Annotated in this window: 15 protein-coding genes; 2 read left to right on the forward strand and 13 right to left on the reverse strand. The window is 39.8% G+C overall.

Translation table 11 applies throughout. The features are described from left to right. Positions 1 to 99: 99 nt before the first annotated feature. The 3 genes from BMZ72_RS12160 to BMZ72_RS12170 all read right to left on the reverse strand — a co-directional run bounded on the left by BMZ72_RS12160 (position 100) and on the right by BMZ72_RS12170 (position 4,358). Positions 100 to 819: a hypothetical protein gene (locus tag BMZ72_RS12160; RefSeq protein ID WP_089808612.1), complete on the reverse strand. Its 720-nt coding sequence runs from the start codon at positions 817 to 819 to the stop codon at positions 100 to 102. 308 nt (positions 820 to 1,127) lie between these two features. Continuing rightward, complete coding sequence (locus BMZ72_RS12165; protein ID WP_089808614.1) at positions 1,128 to 1,949, reverse strand: DUF4249 domain-containing protein; 822 nt, start codon at positions 1,947 to 1,949, stop codon at positions 1,128 to 1,130. Between the two features lie 33 nt (positions 1,950 to 1,982). Next, the gene (locus BMZ72_RS12170; RefSeq protein WP_089808616.1) at positions 1,983 to 4,358 is read right to left on the reverse strand and encodes a TonB-dependent receptor; all 2,376 of its coding nucleotides are present in this window, start codon (positions 4,356 to 4,358) and stop codon (positions 1,983 to 1,985) included. Between the two features lie 435 nt (positions 4,359 to 4,793). On the opposite strand from BMZ72_RS12170, the gene BMZ72_RS12175 reads away from it, so the two are divergent. After that, the gene (locus tag BMZ72_RS12175) at positions 4,794 to 5,846 is read left to right on the forward strand and encodes a sensor histidine kinase (protein ID WP_089808618.1); all 1,053 of its coding nucleotides are present in this window, start codon (positions 4,794 to 4,796) and stop codon (positions 5,844 to 5,846) included. Then, positions 5,843 to 6,565: a LytR/AlgR family response regulator transcription factor gene (locus tag BMZ72_RS12180; protein WP_089808620.1), complete on the forward strand. Its 723-nt coding sequence runs from the start codon at positions 5,843 to 5,845 to the stop codon at positions 6,563 to 6,565. Before BMZ72_RS12175 ends, BMZ72_RS12180 begins: the two co-directional genes overlap by 4 nt. Here the strand turns inward: BMZ72_RS12180 and BMZ72_RS12185 are convergent. The 10 genes from BMZ72_RS12185 to BMZ72_RS12225 all read right to left on the reverse strand — a co-directional run bounded on the left by BMZ72_RS12185 (position 6,528) and on the right by BMZ72_RS12225 (position 18,890). After that, positions 6,528 to 7,025 carry a DUF1016 N-terminal domain-containing protein gene (locus BMZ72_RS12185; RefSeq protein WP_317043491.1) on the reverse strand — a complete coding sequence of 166 codons (498 nt, stop codon included), beginning with the start codon at positions 7,023 to 7,025 and terminating at the stop codon, positions 6,528 to 6,530. The genes BMZ72_RS12180 and BMZ72_RS12185 overlap by 38 nt on opposite strands. A gap of 264 nt (positions 7,026 to 7,289) precedes the next feature. Next, positions 7,290 to 8,555 carry a DEAD/DEAH box helicase gene (locus tag BMZ72_RS36810; protein ID WP_255373207.1) on the reverse strand — a complete coding sequence of 422 codons (1,266 nt, stop codon included), beginning with the start codon at positions 8,553 to 8,555 and terminating at the stop codon, positions 7,290 to 7,292. Further along, a complete protein-coding gene (locus BMZ72_RS37180; RefSeq protein WP_218155251.1) occupies positions 8,513 to 9,205 on the reverse strand; it encodes a DEAD/DEAH box helicase in 693 nt (230 codons plus the stop codon). Before BMZ72_RS37180 ends, BMZ72_RS36810 begins: the two co-directional genes overlap by 43 nt. A 207-nt stretch (positions 9,206 to 9,412) precedes the next feature. Then, positions 9,413 to 10,264 (reverse strand): TOTE conflict system archaeo-eukaryotic primase domain-containing protein, encoded by an 852-nt coding sequence (locus tag BMZ72_RS36820; protein ID WP_218155236.1) that lies wholly within the window; start codon positions 10,262 to 10,264, stop codon positions 9,413 to 9,415. Between the two features lie 597 nt (positions 10,265 to 10,861). Next, complete coding sequence (locus BMZ72_RS12195) at positions 10,862 to 11,710, reverse strand: GIY-YIG nuclease family protein (RefSeq protein WP_089808624.1); 849 nt, start codon at positions 11,708 to 11,710, stop codon at positions 10,862 to 10,864. Between the two features lie 68 nt (positions 11,711 to 11,778). Then, positions 11,779 to 12,474, reverse strand: a complete 696-nt coding sequence (locus tag BMZ72_RS12200; protein WP_089808626.1) for a M48 family metallopeptidase — start codon at positions 12,472 to 12,474, stop codon at positions 11,779 to 11,781. Next, entirely contained in the window at positions 12,471 to 15,632 is a 3,162-nt protein-coding gene (locus BMZ72_RS12205; RefSeq protein ID WP_089808628.1) for a type I restriction endonuclease subunit R, read from the reverse strand. Before BMZ72_RS12205 ends, BMZ72_RS12200 begins: the two co-directional genes overlap by 4 nt. Before the next feature lie 10 nt (positions 15,633 to 15,642). Next, entirely contained in the window at positions 15,643 to 16,227 is a 585-nt protein-coding gene (locus BMZ72_RS12210) for a hypothetical protein (protein ID WP_143087677.1), read from the reverse strand. A gap of 19 nt (positions 16,228 to 16,246) precedes the next feature. After that, complete coding sequence (locus BMZ72_RS12215; RefSeq protein WP_089808632.1) at positions 16,247 to 17,485, reverse strand: restriction endonuclease subunit S; 1,239 nt, start codon at positions 17,483 to 17,485, stop codon at positions 16,247 to 16,249. A gap of 367 nt (positions 17,486 to 17,852) precedes the next feature. Next, positions 17,853 to 18,890 carry a virulence RhuM family protein gene (locus BMZ72_RS12225; RefSeq protein ID WP_089808636.1) on the reverse strand — a complete coding sequence of 346 codons (1,038 nt, stop codon included), beginning with the start codon at positions 18,888 to 18,890 and terminating at the stop codon, positions 17,853 to 17,855. Between the last annotated feature and the right edge of the window lie 9 nt (positions 18,891 to 18,899).

The raw sequence follows: 18,899 nt of genomic DNA on the forward strand, positions 1-18,899 counted from the left end.
GGTGATGATCTGCAGTCTTTTTTTATTTGACTCCATTTGCCAAAACAAGTTTGTTTTCTTATACTGATTATAGAAACGCTTAAATAGACGCGCAGGCGGTTATGCACTGCAACTTGTGATAATCTGCATATCCCTGAACAGCTCAAATGATACGCCGGCCAAACCTTCCTGCTCGGCGCGGTCCTTTATGCGCTCACTTACGATAATGTCATCGGTGGTAGACCACAGGAAATCCCAGGACTTATCATAGATCCAAACCAGGGGTTCCAGCATGCCATCAGGAAATTCAACCTGCATCTCCCGGGCTATACGCACGTATTCGTCGTACGACGGGATCTCCCCTTCAGCAAAGCATTTATAGGGCTTGTGTGTTTCCCCGAAAGGAGCTACGACGAAGGTAACACGGCTGTAATCCAGATTTTGAAAATGGTAATCAGGTATGTGCAGCAAAAAATAAACCCGGTTCTCATCCCCCGTGTTATAATAGTTGGACATAAGCATAGGATACAACCGGTGCGCTGGCCCCTCAAACTCATTCAGCAGACTTTTAAAACGATGTGAAATAATGACCTTGTTAGCCCAGGGTGGTGGAACCATATCCAACCCAATATCATGTTTCCATGCATGTGTATCTGCATATAACGCGGTTGACGTCAGGTCCTGATAGGCGATCATCTTCATTCGGATAATCTGAGGATTTTCCCAGAAGAAATGTTGCGTAATGTGTTCCTTTAAATGCAGCTGGCGTTCCTCCGACTTTGGAAGCATGGCTATCCATTTAGTGTAGCTCCTGTCCTGGGTGATGGTATAGAAATTCATAGGTTTTTTAAAGATAAACAAAGTGCCGGAACTATATCTGACCGCGAAAAAAAAGAAGTACCAGTCTGGAAGTGAATTGCAGTGAAAATAAAAAGGTACACCCGACCAGAAAAGTCAGATGTACCTTAAGTGTGGAGAAGACGTTACTCTTATCCGAACAGTTTTTAAAAAATCTTTAAAAAAAATAAGCTGAATTACACCTTGATTCTCAAGCGTAGTCCCATGCCCACGGCTCACAATAATATTCACATCAGCAATAATTTAATCATTGTTTTAGTGAATGAGCTCAATGAGCTCACCAAACCTGGTTATTTGATGGTATAGCTTTTGGTAGCTACTTCTGCCAGCCTGAAATACCCCAAAGCGTAATTTTTGCTATTGGTCTGATTGACAATATTTCCGCGAACGGCACTTGGTATGGTAGGGAAAGGATTGCCGTCATTGCCGGAGGCCACTATCAATTTGAACATATAATTGTAATAGTCTTTTGAGATTCCATACAATTTGATGTCTACCAAGTCACCGGCTTTTAATTTTTCATGTGAATAGGACTCCTGCATTAAATTACCGTTGGCATGTTCATCGTCCTCAACCTCAAGCTCAGGGAACACTGAATAGGGCTGAGTAATGCTATTCAGGTAAGAATTCATCTGACTGGCATCGTCCCGATAGTAAAATGTTATCTCCATTTCATCACCGGCCTCGCCTCCCTTGTTGTTCTGATCAATGTTATGCTCAATTTTAGGAACCGGGGTAAAGGTTTCTGAGGCGGTGTAAGTCTCTCCGTGCAAAATGATCTTTAAATTATAGGTCTGGCCGATAACAGGAAGGAAATTGTTGCAAATGTATTGCCCTGTTCCGGGCGTTTCTACAAAGTTAAAAACCGAATTTGTCGCGTTGGTTACTGTAATCACAGCTCCGGAAACGCTCGGGAATTCGGAACTGTAATAACCCGTTGTTGTTGACAACACGATCTTTTGCTCATTACCGGCTGTATTCTTCACCCAGTCAATAGAGGCATCTACAACGAGCCTTGGGGCCGCTGTGGTAAGATCCGCAGTAATAACCTTCTCGCATCCTGTTACAAGCAGTGCCACAAATGGTATGAGCATTATTTTAAGTAGTTTCATTTTGTGTCTTTTTTTAAAGTAGGAAAGTTGTTTTTAAAATTTCACGTTGTAGGCTACGCTTGGAACAATGCCGAAAATGGATATTCTCCTTGTCTCGTTTCTTCCAGTTTCTTCTTTCTGTCTGAAAGAATACGATGCTGCATTGTTCCTGTTATAAAGATTGTAGATGCTGAAATTCCACTCTCCCTGCCATCCTTTTTTCTTGTTGGGTTTAGGTGTGTAGGTCGTAGATACGTCTAAGCGGTGATACGCAGATAAAGAATTCTCATTTCTTGCTCCGTAATTCGCAACAGTGACACCCTGGTATAGATATTTTCCATTAGGAAATGTCGCTGCTTTTCCGGTTTGAAAAGTGAGAATAGCGCCAAAAGACCATTTTGGGCTTACCGAATAAGCGCCGGTAACAGATAGATTATGCAATTTGTCGTAATTCGCTCTGTACCATTCTCCATTGTTTATACCCGGCTCATCTGCATTTCTGCCCGGTGTTCTTTGTTGCGCTTTAGAAAGTGTATAAGAAACCCAGCCGGTCAGTTTACCTGTATTTTTCTTCAACATCAGTTCCAGGCCATACGCCCTTGCTTCACCGTTCAAAAGCACTCTTTCTATAGCATCAATACCCAACAGGTCTGCACCGTCTATATAATCCGCCTTGTTTTTTATTTTCTTATAGAATGTTTCAGTTTCCAGAGAATACTTGCCGTCTTTGAAATTGTGGAAGTATCCCAGCGCTACCTGATCTAAGATCTCTGGTTGAAGGTATTTGTCAGAAGGGGCCCATATATCAAGCGGAGTTGCAGATGCAGTATTGGAAATTAAATGAACATATTGGCTCATTCTATTGTAGCTGGCCTTGATAGCATTATCGTTGTTCAGCGAATAAGCAAGAGCGACCCTTGGTTCCAGGTTGCCAAAGCTGGCTATTTTTTGATTTTTTTTATAGTTGACCGTTCCTGTCGGCTCAGCCTCTTCATAAATATGAAACGCCTTATTATAAATGACCGGCTGGTCATTGGCATAGGTATAGACTTCCTGCGCGCCTACTCTTTGAAAGTTGCTGTAGCGGAGTCCATAATTGACGGATAATTTATTAGAGAGACGTTGGTCAGCACTGATATAGGCTGCATTTTCATACGCATATTTTTTGGCCAATTGGTCCGGATTGATTGCTGAAGCCGCTCCATAAGGCTTGATCGTTCCGGGATTGAAATTGTAATAAATTGAATTAATGCCATAATTTAAAGTGAGGTTATTAGAAACATAATGTTTGAAATCATATTTAAAATTGTAATTTTTTACCTCTGCTTTCCAATCCATACCGATGGTCTTGATCTTGATCTGGTAGTCATAATCACTGTAAATGACAGATGCATTAGAAAATATCTTGTTGGAGAATATATGGTTCCATCTTAGATTGAAAAGCTTGTTGCCATAGGTGTTGATGAAACTGTTATTAAAATTCAGGTTGTCGTTGCCAAAGTATCCTGAAACAAATACATTGTTCTTATCATTGAATTTGTAATTAAACTTGGTGTTCAGGTCGTAGAAATAAGCTGAATTAGGTTCATTTACCATTTTCAAAAAAAGATGTGCATAAGATCCTCTCCCCGCAACCACAAAAGAACTTTTATCCTTAACGATAGGACCTTCAACAAGCAATCGGCTTGAGACTAATCCGATACCTGCGTTTACATGATACGCCTTGTTGTTCCCCTCTTTTTGATAAATATCCAGTACAGATGATATACGTCCGCCGAAATTAGCAGGGATACCTCCCTTATAAAGTTTCAGGTCTTTGATCACATCAGCATTGAAGACAGAAAAGAACCCGAATAAATGCGAGGTATTATATACAACTGCTTCATCAAGCAATACCAGGTTTCCATCCACAGATCCACCTCTTACGTTAAATCCTGTCGCACCTTCCTGTGCATTAGTAACTCCGGGAAGCTGTAAGATCGACTTAAGAATATCTACCTCACCCAAAACTGCAGGCATCTTTTTGATCGTGGCGATAGATAGCTTATTGGTACTCATTTCAGGTTTGCGAATGTTAGCTTGCGGCGTATTATTCTTAATTATAACTTCATCCAGGGTTTTGCTGTTTTCCGTCATCCCAAAGTTCCGTTTTGTATTTTCGGTGAGTGTGATACTTTCTTCCAGTTGATCATAACCCACGTAGGTTAGGATAATGGTATAGGTTCCTTTCGGCAATGTTGTGGAATAAAATCCGTAGGAATTGGTCATCAACCCTACTTTCGCTTCCGGAATATATATGCTTACGCCAATGAGTGTTTCGGTATTGGACTTGTTCGAGATCGTGCCGCTAAGCGTAACTTTTTCCTGCGAATAGGCATAGGATACCGACGCAAAAAAGAGTATCAGCACAGATAGGATTCTGTTTTTCATTTATAAAATTTTGAGTTAAATGCTATAATTTTCGGCTAAACTATATTTTTACAGAACCCGCGATTTTTATATATACGAAACATGCCGCTTTATATATCAAAGCAGCTCTTACATATAGAAAAATAAATGCGCAGTGAGATCTCAGTAACAGTTGCGTTACAGTAAGCATACTTTTTATATTCAAATATCGCCAGTAGCTCTGCCAGCTTTTGCAGTCCGGTAAAACTGTCTGGCCAGGTAAAGCTTTCCGCTTAATCGCAGAAGTCTCTTTCTGTCAACGCCGTCCCTATAAGCGGCTGATCGACGGTACGTAATTGAACGTCAGAGAATGGATATTGCCTTTAAATCTTATTTTGGTATATAATTACAGGGCTTTTGTATAGTATATGCTATTTAATTCCGGAGGATCGTTTGATTTGCCTGAGATTTAAATTTATGAGTAAACCTTTACACGAAAAAACTATGGATGCTAATTGGATGCTTCAGTTGATCATTTCAGAAAAATACCGTTTTCTGCGGCATATCTTACTGATCATCTTTTGTATTGTTGTTTTATATTATAGTCCAGCGGACTATGTAGAGCCTTTTGAGACCTATAACCGACTGGTTATTTTTTTTCAGATAATTCTGATAGCCTACAGTAACATGTATTTTTTTGTTCCCGGATTTTTGCTCAGGAACAAATACCTGAGTTATGGTCTTTTTGTGATTTCAGGCATGGTCATTTCGTATTACGTTCACGAAGTTTTTGCTAATTCCTTTAAACATGATCTATTGCCTAATGAGGACGACAACATTAACTTTTTTACTTTTTCTTTTATGACTATGGTGCTTATCATAGCATCGGCAGCAATTAAGTTATTTCAGCGGTGGATATCTGATGCGCGACTGATCCATGACCTGGCATTGGCTAATACAAATAGTGAACTGGAACAGCTCAAGAATCAGATCAATCCGCATTTCCTTTTTAATATGCTCAACAATGCCAACGTATTAATTGAGGATGATCCGCAAAAAGCTTCACAGGTATTGGTGAAACTAAGTGATCTGCTTCGTTATCAGCTTTATGACAGCTCAAGAGATAAAGTGCTGTTAACTTCAGAGATCCATTTTTTAGAAGATTTTCTGAACCTGGAGAAGGTCAGAAGGGATAATTTCAGTTTTTTAATATCCAAAGAAGGCGAATTGAGCGGTGTGCAGGTGCCTCCTTTATTATTTATATCATTTGTCGAAAATGCCGTAAAGCATAATAATGACTCGGCGAAGTTATCCTATCTTAATTTGCATTTTGATGTGGGCCACAATGAGCTTTTTTTTAAATGCGTAAACTCGAAACCTGCGGTGAAAGCTGTTAATAAGTCCGGAGGATTAGGCCTGGCAAATATCAAAAGAAGACTGGAATTACTGTTCCCGTCCTCACATACTTTGAAAATAGAAGACAATCAGGAAACCTACTGCGTTACCTTACTTTTAAATTTAAAAAAATGAACTGTATAATCGTAGATGATGAGCCATTAGGAAGACAAGCGATCCAAAAACTGGTTCTCCAGACAGAAAATCTGGAAGCGATAGGATCATTTAACGGAGCAGAAGCTACTAAAGCTTTCCTGGAAAAAAATGCTGTAGATCTGATATTTCTTGATATTCAAATGCCGGGAGTGAATGGTATCGAATTTGCCAGAACCATCCCAAAAACTACCTTAGTGGTGTTTACCACAGCTTTTCACGAATTTGCTTCCGAAAGTTATGACGTGGACGCTATTGATTATTTGATCAAACCTGTAAAACTGGAGCGCTTCCAAAAAGCAGTTGAAAAAGCACAGACGTATTGTAAATTATTCCATACTGATCATGCCAACAGCAATATAGAAAACATAACCACTGACTATTTTTTTGTAAAATCAGAACGAAGAATATTCAAAGTTCATTTCAGCGATATACTCTATATTGAAGGCTTAAAAGATTACGTGATCATTTATTTAGCCAATCAAAAAGTGATCACCCTGATGAATATTAAAACTATACATGATCTGCTTCCAAAAAGTTTTTTTGTCAGGGTCAGTAAATCTTACATCATCAATGTAAACAACATAGATTCTGTCGATAACAATACGGTATACATAGGGAAAAACGAAATACCGATCGGCAATATTTACAGGGATCACTTCTTTAATGAATTTGTAACAAGGAAAATTTTAGGTAAGTGATAAATTTAAAAAAAGAGCACGTAAATTCCTCCAGACCTTTAAACGGATTGAGGAGGTCCTTTTGAGGCTGTCCCAATCTGCGGTATATACAGTGATTAATCAATGCCGCTTCAATCGTGCTTTCTGTTTGGCGGACATCAGATGGAAGGTTCAGGAACTCGAAAATATAAGGATCTTTAATAAACTGGTGAGGCTGTGCCGGCGTGGATGCCGGAGCCAGCGTACGGTTTAAGTATTGAGATTGGATATTTCTTTGCAGCGTACGCGTATCCCACTGGTTATCAATGCTCAATTGCATGTATTGTTGCTGATGGCCGTCGTTCTCCACGCGACTTATGATCCGGTAGTGTGTCCAGCTCAATTCGGTACGCACTGCGTTCCAAATTGGAAAGGAGCGATAATAAGCCCGCATATTGTTCAAGTTTCTTTCATCAAACCCTTTTCCAATTCCAGGCTTAATTGCCTGGCAAGGTTTTTAAGAGATGCCTTTCCGTATTCCGACCCAGCACAGTTATCAGGAAATTATCAGGAATTGTAGAATTTGGGCGCAGCTGCAACTAGCTTTCTCCTGAATTATGGCATTCCGGATGCTGGTCTTCATCAAAAATAAAAACGGGAACAATACATTTAACTGTACTATTCCCGGTTTGTGGAGAAGGGCGGGGAATTGTCGAACTTTTTAGGGGATTTTAAAAGGCTAAGTACTGCTTTAAATGGTTGATTATCATACCAACCGCTCTTCAAGCATATATTTCCAGGTAATGAAGCCTTTCTGCTCGTTGCTATAGTCATGAACAATCCGGCTGAAATTTTCTGGTGCAGAAGTAGTGAAGGTGTGGCGACCTTGCTTTCTGATAATATCTAGCTGCCTGTCTAATTCTTTTAAAAAGACAGGTAATAACGACCGCTGCTTTTCAAAATGCCATAGATAGCTGGCTTCTTCGGTATCCAAGGTTTCTAATATCACATGGTACATTTCTTCTCCTTCTAAAAGGAATACGAAAGAGAATGGCTGAAGCACAAACCGGATTTTAAGAATATGTCCGGCATGTTTTTCGGCCAGGTAGCGAAGTTGTTGATGATGCTTAAAATGTGGCTGCTTCAATATATCTGCAATCAATTCCTCTCCGGTTTCATAAAGTGGCTGTCCGGCTTGTAGCTCTGTTATGTCCAGCACATTGCGTTCAGGTAATGGAAATTTACCCAGGATTGTTTTTGTAACAAATCTGAATCGTACACCCTCAATGACTTCGTTATTGATCATCTTTACATCGGCAGAATCTGCTGATTGGGAGACCAACGTTCCCTTTTCCAGTTCTGCATATATAGAAACAGTTATGTTTCTGGTTTTCATCACTTTAATAAAATAAGGCTTCAAAACTTCAAACTCCGGTCTGATATCTTCATGCGCGATTTCAAATTCAAGTTTCTCGTCCGGTTCCTTGTAGGTATATGAAAAAACTATCGCACCGTATTTGAATTCAAGGGATTCGAGCGGAACTTTAATCTCTTTTTCTATGGTAAGTATGTCACTTATGGCAACAGGAGTAATTTCTTCTACCGGGTCATCAAACAAAGATCTTTGCCGGATTAACTTCCTGTAATAGGTGTTTCGCTTTAAAAACAATTTGTTCAGGTAATCAATCTTAATATCCCGATAGTCATAAATGACAGGTGCTATTTCTGATCGTTGTACACGGCCTATATACTGGATGAGTTTTCCTTCAAATGAGAATGGATAAACAAGGAACAAACAGGTAGCATTGTCCAGATCAGTACCTTCTCCAAAAAACTGGCCAGTGGTGATCAGTACCTGATAATTCCCTGATTTTAATTGCTTCCATTTGCTATCACGGCTGTTAGTACTATCATCTCCGCTTAAAGTAATGGCTTCATAGGACTTTTTCAGGTATTGATACAATGAATCAATATGTTCCTTGCGTTCGGTTAATACCACGACGCGCTTTCTGTTGCCAAGTTCTTTAAGTATATCTTTGAGATCAGACTATTTCTTTCCGAATCATGTACCAGAATTTTTGACAAGGTTTCAAATTGGTCTGTTTTCTGGTTATAAGGTACATCCAAAGACGTATCTCGTATAACTATTCTTGGTTGAGGAGATTTAGTTACCTGTTGGCTGCTGATTTCCGTAATAACATCACCCAAATGAATGAAGATGAGTTTGCCATCGTCGTATTTACGGAATGGTGTAGCAGTAAACCCATACTGGTAATAACTATTAAACTGCTGAATGGTACTTCGGTATGTTTCGGCGGGGATGTGGTGGCATTCATCAATTAATATCGTTCCGAATGAACTGGTAAAATCGCTATTAGATGTATTGGCTATTGTTTTTACCAGGCTTTGAATAGTGGCCAGTGTGATCAGCTTTCCGGGCTTATACTTTCCTTGTCCTATTTTACCTATTTCGTGAGTGGGAATTCCCAGAAAGGTAGCAATGCGCTCTGCCCACTGCTCCATTAGCTGCTTCCTATGCACAACAATAAGTGCAGGCTGTTGTTTATCAGCAATTATTTTTAAACCTATTAATGTTTTGCCAGAACCGGGAGGTGCTACTATTACTCCTATATCCTTCTTTACTGTTGCAGAAACTCCTTGTTGCTGATAATCCCGTAATATTGCCTCAAATCGGAAAAGCTAATTTGGCTTTTGTGACGTTGATCTTCTAATTTGTAGGTAATATTATTTTCCATGCAAAACCGAAGCAGCCGTCCGGCAAATCCACGGGGAATAATAATGTCATCGTTTGATTCTTCAATAAATCTGAAATAGCGTTTAATGCCATAAGTTCTTTTGCCTGTCTTCTGCCGGATGAAGAATTCTGTATTAGCAAAATTTCAGTTCCTCTCTCAAATAATTAATCAGAATGACGGGTAAGCCATTTCTGGCTATTGTGATAACATTATTTAATATTATGGTTAATCCTTGATTAGGATTAATAGTTATTGATAATGCAGTATAGCCTAACTTCTCGTATAGATTATCTAAGGTAGATCCCTGTGCTTTTTGTATGGTTGTAAGGAATTGCCATTGGTCTGGATAGGCTTCCATAGTTTCGGGGGCAAGAAAGCAACTATTCCCATTATCCATAGCTGGTTTATGAAAAGGCAGGGCTATCAGGTTACCTAAGCCTTTTCCGGAGAGTGTATCCTGGTTAGGAAACAGCCTGTCAAAACTGGAATTCTTATCGAATGTTGAAATGATACGAGCGTCTGTTAGTAATGACAGCAGTATTTTCCGGCTCTTCATTGCCGGGTAGGGCTGTTCAAAGAAAACCCAGACGTGTGCGCCATTTCCGGAACGTGAACGTTCAAGGTAAGCAGGAATACCTTTTTGTTGGCAAAGAGCCAAAAACTTACGGCTGTCATCAGTCCAGTTCTCTTCATCAAAATCTGCTGCGATAAACCACGATGTATTATCTGTTAAAAGAGGATAGAGGCCAATAAGGTCGGTTCCTTGTAAATGTCGTTTTATCTGCTCTTCTGTTAAGTGTTGATAAGTCTTTTCGGGGAAATTACTAAGGGTACCGCCTTTCATTTTATGCACCTTATATCGGTAAGGGTCAAATTGATAGGCGGGCATGTATCCAGATTTTGTGCCCTTTTCCCAGTGTAAAGCAAAAACATCATTCCGGCCTTTAAAAAGGGAAGTAAATGATTTTATTTCAGTGGGATTCATCGTAATTTTTGACTGGTTTAAATGGTTACTATAAAATAGATTTATTAATAACTAGTTCATTATCATTAAATTGAAATTGCGCAACCAAGTGGCTGATTTGGTTACAAAATAAGAAATGTTGTATAGGTTCTCACGTCGTCCAAGTGTTATACAACATTTTACTCTTCATAAATGTCGGCTTTTTAATAGGCTATGAACTCCAACCTGGATTCTATTGTTGTTAAGGACTTACATGTCCGATTATCTCTAATTTTTGCACTTTCCTGCTTTTGTGCCAAAATTTAGTATTTTTGAGAAAACCTCTTTTAACTTACAAAAGTCACTTTACATCAATGAGTTAAAAAAGTATTTTAAAGACCACAGTGCTTTTTCTAATTCGGAATTGATGAGTTTTTATCGTGATAATGATTCCCGAAACGGGTGGCCCAGTATCACCGAAATCGATGGCCCAATGACCTCCGTTCTAGACGGTTACTGGGAAATATCGGGAGAAAGAAGTTCCAACCCTTAAATAGAGAAGTAAATAAAGCAAGTTTGTTATTAGGCTCCAGACTTAATATTTAATTTATGTATGAATACCTCTACTATTATCCCGTTCTACAATTCAAGTTGCTTCAATTGAATACCGGTATCTGTCTTCCATTCTAGAGGCCCACTGGCTGACCTGGCAAGGACTGCCGCCGCAGCACGGGATGAGGAATTAAAAATGTAATCTTTGGTCAAAAGGTAAAAATCTCCTCTCTGAAATAATATACCTTCAGCCAACATTTTAGTTCTTTCATTACGTATACTTTCTGTTAATGAGGGCTGTTGCGGTATAATGAATAATGAGTCTTTAAAAACAATAAAACCCTCGGTGGATGGTCTACCGATACCAAGGGCACTAGCACCATTTCTGCAATAAAAAAACTGATCTTTAGTTGATTTTGTTTCTATAGTTTCATCTAATGTCTCGAAAATCTTATAACTAAGTGTTGCTGTAAGTATTTTAATATTGGCTAAAAACTCTTCTAATTCAGCCTGCTCTGCTTCAGACAATTCAGATCTCGTTGGGATATTCTGATCCAACTTATAACGGCCTGCCTTTACCGCCAACTCATGCAATCTGTGTTCGAGGTATTTTACGCTCGCCTTATTTAGATATTTATCTTTACTGCTAAAAAAGACTACTTCGTTCCAAAATTCTTTATTGGCTATATGTTGTATCAGGCGATCATAAATAATCTCAGCCTCACCAATATAAGCTGCATCTTCGTTATTCTCATTCTTTCCAATCAGAATATATATACCTGGCTTCTGAAATTCAGATCGAGTAACATATTCTTTTACCTTAATACGAGGAACTTTTATACCGATTCCCGTCCAATTACTGAGTTCCGCAGTAGTAAGTCCGTTGGTTGTACCATCTACCAGGAATAAACGTATTGTCTTGCCAAATATGTTCATTTTTCTGTCGTTGATGTTATAATCTATTTGTGTATCCTACAAGAATCGTATCTCAATATCCTAACCTATTACGCCATCACAGTTTCTAATTTATTCTTCCACTTTTCCCAATCAGGCATTAGCAACGATTGTAATTGAAAAAATTTACTCGTGTGGTGCTTATGTATCAGATGACATAATTCATGGATAATTACATATTCAATGCAGGCTTTAGGTGCTTTAATCAGTTCCGGGTTAAGGATAATTTTCCCTTTTGCTGTACAGCTACCCCAGCGGGTTGACATTGCCTGGATAAACAGACCTTCCGGTTGTACACCGTATTGTTCGAAGCGTTGAAGCCAGGGCTCAGCTATCTCCGCGAATTTCTCCTTTGCACGATACCGGTACCAATTGAGGAGCACGGATTTTACTGTTTTTTTGGGGTTATGATACACATTGATCTCTCTACCAGTAAAATGTACTTCGTTTTTCTTTGCTGCAATTACGCGCAAACGATACTGCCGACCAAGATACAAATGCGATTCACCACCCCGGTATTGCTTCTCCGATACTTTAGGATAAAAGCTAAGGAAATAACTTTGCTGTTTCAATATCCAAGGGGCACGTTTCCCCAGCTTCTCCTCAATACACTTCTGAGGCGTTCCTTCTGGTGCTTTCACCAATACATCCATATCAGGTGTTACTGTGATACCCAGTGTTTTTCGCTTACTGAAGTCAAGATAATAGCTGATTTTTTTTGATCCGTATTCTAGTTCATGTATCATGATTTGTACCTTGCTTTAGCTATCTCCATGCATTGATCGGCAAGAGACTCTGCCTGTTCTATAGACAAATGTAATTCATCAATCAGGTATTCCCCGATGTAAAAATTCATTCTCCGCATTACATCTGGTTTGTGATGCCAATCAACAATAAGATACTGACGGATGATACTATCAGTGACTTCTGCAAAGTTAATGCTTTGCAGTTCGGATAACTTGCCTTCTGCTATACCCAGACGATAAAACGCAATAGATTCAGCCTTGTCCTTTAATGGTAGTGGCACATCTTCCCCACTGCGGTTAATCGCCTGCTCACGATATTGGTTTAGCTTTTTTAAGGCTTCCACTTCAGAAACGCGCTGGGCCCTTAGATCCGCAATAGTTTGTTGTATAAGTTCTGACAGCTTTTTATAGAACACAGGATCCTCATCCATCCGTTCTGTTATGTGGCGTGATGTACGGCTTGCAATTGTTTCAGCCTTCGCGCGATCACCAATTATCTTCATCAATTCACGTTCAAACGCCTCAGTATCAAGTATACTTACTTGCTCTGTAAGACGTATGATTTCTTCGGTAGTAACATGCTGATCCAATAATTTCTGCAGCTGCTTTTCATAACGGCTAAAATCTACTTTGTCTGAGTAGGTTTGACTGACAGCGTTACGTAACTGGGTGAAAAATTTCAAATCCTCTTTATAACGTTGTTTCCGGGATTCATGCGTGTCTTTTTCAAAGTCAAGCGAAGAGAGAGCAAGTTTCAGACAACGTGCAAACTCGCTAAATTTATCGTAGAATGGCTCACGGATCGCTTTGTCTGCCAACAGATTACTATAGCTGACTATATCATGTTTGTTTGGGAGCTTGTTGAAGATATCATTCAGTTCAGAATGTATCTGCGGTAATCTGTCTATTTCAGTGTACATATCTGTTACAGTTCCTTCCAAATCGGTGGCCTCAAACTCCTCTAAACTGGTATAAATATTCATCGCTGTATCCAGTTCTCCCAATACTCCTTCATAGTCAATGATATACCCCCAGTCTTTGCCAGGTGCTACGCGGTTCACACGTGCGATCGCTTGTAGCAAGGTATGCTCTTTCAGTTTACGGCAGAGATACATTACAACTACTTGTGGCTCATCAAAGCCTGTAAGTAACTTATCTACCACAATAAGCAGGTCAGGATGATCCGTTTTCTTGAACTGTGTGATGATTCCAGCTTCAAAGTTTTTTCCGTGTTTGGCTTCCATTCTTTTCCAAAAGGCGACCACTTCATCAGAAGGGCTTTCGTGGATATCATCATAGCCTTCACGCATATCTGGCGGGGAGATAATTACTTCGCTGGTGACCTTTCCAATCAGATCTAAAGCTTTTTTATATTTAATAGCGGTGGCTTTATCCGGCGTAACCACCATACCTTTGAAACCACTACGTTCGCCAGTATGGTCCAGTCCCCAATTCTGCGAATAATGAGCACTGATATCACGAGCTATTTCGTCTATGCGTTGTTCCGTTTTGGCGATAAGATTGGCGCGACTGTATTTCCTTTTCAGATCAGCGGTTTCATACGATGTCAGGTCTTCAGATATATGTTCAAATCCACGATCCAGCGCCTTTTGATTCACGTCCTGCACGGCATGTCTTCCTTCGTAGATGATAGGCACTATAGCTCCATCTTCCACTGCCTGACGTATAGTATAAGCATCAATAATACCTCCGAACTTCTGTGCAGTACTTTTCTCTTTCTTCATGAGCGGTGTACCTGTAAATGCCAGAAAACACGCATTGGGTAGTACTTTCCGCATTTTCACGTTAAAGCTGCCGTATTGAGTGCGATGTCCTTCGTCTATCAGCACAAAAATATCAGGTGATTCCAAAGGTGTAGCGCCCAGGCGATCTACAGCAGCTTCAAACTTGTTGATCACTGTGGTAATCACAGCATCACTTTTGCTCTGTAACAGTTCTACTAGCTGGGCACCGGTACGGGCGCGGTGCACAGGTACTTCAGCCTGAGCAAAGGTTTCTGCAATCTGAGTGTCCAGGTTCACACGGTCAGTAACAAGCACGATCTTAGGATTACGTACTTCCTGGTGAATACGTCGTGCCAACATAGCCATGGTAAGGCTCTTACCACTACCTTGTGTATGCCAGATTACACCTCCGGCGCGCTTACCATCTTTAGTTTCACGGATACGGTCGATGATTTTTTCGATAGCAAAGTACTGCTGGTAACGGGCTATCTTTTTGAACCGACCTCCTTCAAAGAGTATATAATCTTTGATAAGCGACAACAAGCGCTCCGGCCTGCAAAGGCAATAAATATAAGTATCCTGTACACTTGCGTTTACTCCGCTGGACAGGCGTTGTATCCATGCATTCATTTCTGCTTCCTTACGAGTTGCACCCAATGCAGCTTTCTCTGCCGCACTGATGGGTTGATTCAGCAGTTCTTCCAGTTTATTGTTGTCTTTTATGACTTCTTTCCAGCTCGCCCAGTATTCTGTTTTAGTATCAGTAGTGGCATATTTTGCCTGCAAAGTAGCGCAGGCCAGCAGCAATTGACTGTATGCATATAAAGCGCGAATACCATCTTCTGTCTGGTTCCGGATATGCTGCGAGATAGCCTGACTGAGTGGATCTTTCATATCTGGACGCTTACACTCTATAACTACCAGCGGTATCCCATTAACGAACAAAACGATATCAGGACGCATGTGCTCGCGGCTTCCAGTGCGCATAACTTCAAATTCCTGAGTAACATGATATACATTTCGCTCCGGATGTTGCCAGTCGATATATTGTAATGTAAAACTCTTCTTATCGCCATCGATACTTTGCTCCAATGCCTTGCCCAAAGTAAGGCGTTCATAAGCATGCTGGCTGGCGCTGATATAGCCATCCTGAAAAGGTAACTCTTTTAGTGCCTGGATACCAGCTTCTATATTTGCATCACTGAATACAGTAGTTTTATTGCTGCCAACCTGTATACTATTAATAGCTTTGAGCTGTCGCCGCAGAATATCTTCGAGTAGCACATTGCTGGTTTTTCCAGCGCGTGACATTAATGCCTCTTCTGGACTGAGATAAGTATAACCCAGTCGCATTAGCAATTGTAAGGCGGGTAACTGAGAAGCGTCGTTTTCGCGGAAAGAGGGGTGAGACATCGTTATTGTTTTATTTCAGCAGATGTTCTAATGATGTAGCCTCTGCTTCTACCAGGGGAATAAGTTCTAACATTGAATCTTCAAAAAAATAAGGCTTGCTATTCCTAACATCAAGTAAAGTATGTACGCAGTCTTTGGCTGATATGGTATATTTCATTAACGCCAGTATACTTGCAACCCTATCTTTTGAAGGTCTGTCTGTCTTAAGATAAAGTTTGATCACATAATTTGTTCTATTCCACTCTAATCCTAATTCAGAATTAATGGGAATTTCAAGACCTCCATATTTCCATTCTTTACGGAGTGGATCAAACCAGGATATTTTCTTTGTACAAAGAAATTTCCTGTATCCGGTAATCATAGCATTATAGTTATCTACTTTCTTATCAGGTACCAGACCTATGATTTTAGATAGTTCTTCTTTATCGCTATATTTCGAGTGTAATTCATATACAGCTTCACGGAAGCGTTTGTAATAATCCTTGGCGGGATCAAAAGCTCCCGATAATTGTGCCTTGATCTTCTCTGCACATGTTTTCTTGAGGCTACCGGATTTCAAAACGAAATCAACAAATGATGCTAGGGGTATTTGCATAAAACAACTGTTTATTAGTTTATGTTTTTACTCTTACCTTTCCCGTAAGCAATATCTGCATTAATCCTTTTTTTTGCTGCTGCAAGTAGGCAAGACGGCGATCGTGGGTTTTTATTTCTTTTTCGGATGTGCTGAGTATAGTTGAAATAGCGGTTTGTTCTTCCAATGAGGGCAAAGCCATATTAAGAGTTAAAAATGCCTCAAAGTCAAATGTCATTTTTTCAATGTGTACCCCAAAACTGGAAATGTAAGTCTGATGATAAAAATATGGAAGTTGACTATACCAGTTTAAAAATTGTATATTTAACTTTTTCGGATCTTTAGAAACGACAGCTATATAAGAACCCGATATTTTATTTCCAGCAAACTTTTCTGTAACTAATGCTGACGCACCATGAACAATTTGCATCTTGGAAAAAAGGAAGTCTCCCGTATTTACTGTTCTTAGATCTTTTACTTTAATCTGATGACCAAATAGTGCTTCTCTTGAGAAAATACCCCCAGACCTTCTTCGCACACTGACTAACTGATATCGCTCATTGTCATTCCATAAAACAGGTCTCTTTACTTCTTTCAGTAGACTTCCATAACTCACATCTTTCCATTTTCCCTTAAAACCCTTTAATCTTTTTCTCCCACTGAGCAGTTGTTGCATTAGGCCACGATGGCGGATTTGCAGGGCTTCTATAAACTGCTTCTCTTTAGATATGGCGGCATCCCAAATAGAAAGAATAGCAGCTATTCTACGCTGTTCGGGAAGAGTAATATCAACGATTGGAAAATCGCCCACGTCATTGCTTGTTATATTAGGGTCTTTTCTGCTACTGCCCGCAAAACTCTTCCATAATCCGACATTCGCATTAAGCCAATCCAAAAGAAATTTCACATCAGTTTTTTCACTATTGACAGTAATTGCAGAAAGTGCCTGATTTATTGTTGCATCAATTCCAAGTAACCCTGTCCTTCCTATTTGGTTAAACCCTCCATACATTGCTACAAGAACAGTTCCTTTTGGATATACACGAAGTGAGGTCTCTTTGAGCGCAAGTTCTGTAACTTTCTCTTCCGTGTCTAAAACAACAGAATTGTTCAAATCTGTTGTCTTTACCCAATAGATGGTACCGTTTGTGTGATATTCAGCTACACTACGTAATGGTGTAGTCCCTGAACTGATTTTCGCAATGTCCTTTATTTTCTTTACCTCCCAATCCTCTGGTATCCATCCGAGGGGTGTGTGCTTATAACCTGATTTCTTCATATCCTAGCAGAGGTTAAATGATATTGATTATTACCTGTCCATTTGAATACAAATACCTTTCCTACTGTATTGCCCAGAGCCTCTTCTAAGCCACCCTTTAAGCGTAATACACCACTTCGGGCTTTGCCATCCTTTGACCCGATCTTATATGTACAATCATAAACGGTATACTCACAGATAACTGTTATATCATAGATCTTCGGAAAACCTCGCTGTTCAGTCGGAAACAACTCCTTTTGATTTGCCAGTATACGTATTTGCTTCCGCTCAATGTCCCTTTGTGTAATGCTGGTAACTGTTATTTCACTCATACATTTTAAATTGATCAGATCATTTTCCCTGAAGCCGATAAAATGATCTCAGATTATTATTTTCTCCTTTGCTGCAAGCCTTGTATCGCTTTGTCCAAATCAGCATCCTGCTCTAACAACGATTTATCAAAATCACTACGAAAGTCTGCATCTTGAATTACCCTGAACTGTTCATACTCAGCCTCAGCCAGACTACGGGCTATTTCATGACTGATTTTGCCAGCATCTTTCAGTACTGCATATTCATTAAACTGAAGGAACGCGTCCAGACGATCCACCCATTCTTTCATAGCCATAGGTATCTGCCGTTTGGCTTGATTTTCCGCATAATCAAGGTACATTGTCACAATCCGATTCAACTCATCCATTTCTTCCAGTAAGAGATAGTTTTTAGCAACACATACATCTGCTTTTAGGATCTTTCCATCAGGTGCATTTTTCCAGGTGGTCAGCCCCATATTCGGGCTAATGGCTTTAGCTCTGTCAGCAATAATTTCAGCGGCCGTCTTGCCCGTAATGGCCCAATGCAACTTATTTTGAACGGTTTTATAAAATGTTTGAGTAATGGATGAAACAGGATCGTAATCAATACTGCATTGTGCGTAAATATCTGTGATTTTCTGATAAAAACGCCTTTCACTGGCTCTTATCTCGCGTATGCGCTCCAGCAGTTCTTCAAAATAATCCCTGCCAAATTGTTTGCCCTGTTTCAGCCGCTCATCATCCAACACAAATCCTTTAATAATAAATTCACGCAGGGTTTTGGTTGCCCATATACGGAATTGTGTAGCAGAAACACTGTTTACACGATAACCCACAGAAATAATAACATCGAGATTATAGAAATCAATACTTCTTGCTACTTCCCTGCTACCTTCTTTTTGAACTGTCCGGAATTTCCGGATAGTTGCTGTTTCAGCAAGCTCACCAGACGCATAAATATTTCTAAGGTGTTCACTGATGGTTCGCACATCTACATCAAATAGCGCTGCCATCTTCTTCTGCGATAACCAAAAAGTTTCTGCTTCAAAGAAGACTTCTATATGGGAGTCTCCTTCTGGCGACGAATAAAATATTATTTCAAACTTTTCCATATCAGCTTG

The sequence above is a fragment of the Chitinophaga sp. YR627 genome, assembly GCF_900114995.1.
GTDB lineage: Bacteria > Bacteroidota > Bacteroidia > Chitinophagales > Chitinophagaceae > Chitinophaga.

What these genes read in the sequence shown, in the direction of transcription:
- BMZ72_RS12160 (WP_089808612.1), bottom strand. Translation starts at nt 819, where the DNA reads ATGAATTTCTATACCATCACCCAGGACAGGAGCTACACTAAATGGATA.
- BMZ72_RS12165 (WP_089808614.1), bottom strand. Translation starts at nt 1,949, where the DNA reads ATGAAACTACTTAAAATAATGCTCATACCATTTGTGGCACTGCTTGTA.
- BMZ72_RS12170 (WP_089808616.1), bottom strand. Translation starts at nt 4,358, where the DNA reads ATGAAAAACAGAATCCTATCTGTGCTGATACTCTTTTTTGCGTCGGTA.
- BMZ72_RS12175 (WP_089808618.1), top strand. Translation starts at nt 4,794, where the DNA reads ATGAGTAAACCTTTACACGAAAAAACTATGGATGCTAATTGGATGCTT.
- BMZ72_RS12180 (WP_089808620.1), top strand. Translation starts at nt 5,843, where the DNA reads ATGAACTGTATAATCGTAGATGATGAGCCATTAGGAAGACAAGCGATC.
- BMZ72_RS36820 (WP_218155236.1), bottom strand. Translation starts at nt 10,264, where the DNA reads ATGAATCCCACTGAAATAAAATCATTTACTTCCCTTTTTAAAGGCCGG.
- BMZ72_RS12195 (WP_089808624.1), bottom strand. Translation starts at nt 11,710, where the DNA reads ATGAACATATTTGGCAAGACAATACGTTTATTCCTGGTAGATGGTACA.
- BMZ72_RS12200 (WP_089808626.1), bottom strand. Translation starts at nt 12,474, where the DNA reads ATGATACATGAACTAGAATACGGATCAAAAAAAATCAGCTATTATCTT.
- BMZ72_RS12205 (WP_089808628.1), bottom strand. Translation starts at nt 15,632, where the DNA reads ATGTCTCACCCCTCTTTCCGCGAAAACGACGCTTCTCAGTTACCCGCC.
- BMZ72_RS12210 (WP_143087677.1), bottom strand. Translation starts at nt 16,227, where the DNA reads ATGCAAATACCCCTAGCATCATTTGTTGATTTCGTTTTGAAATCCGGT.
- BMZ72_RS12215 (WP_089808632.1), bottom strand. Translation starts at nt 17,485, where the DNA reads ATGAAGAAATCAGGTTATAAGCACACACCCCTCGGATGGATACCAGAG.
- BMZ72_RS12225 (WP_089808636.1), bottom strand. Translation starts at nt 18,890, where the DNA reads ATGGAAAAGTTTGAAATAATATTTTATTCGTCGCCAGAAGGAGACTCC.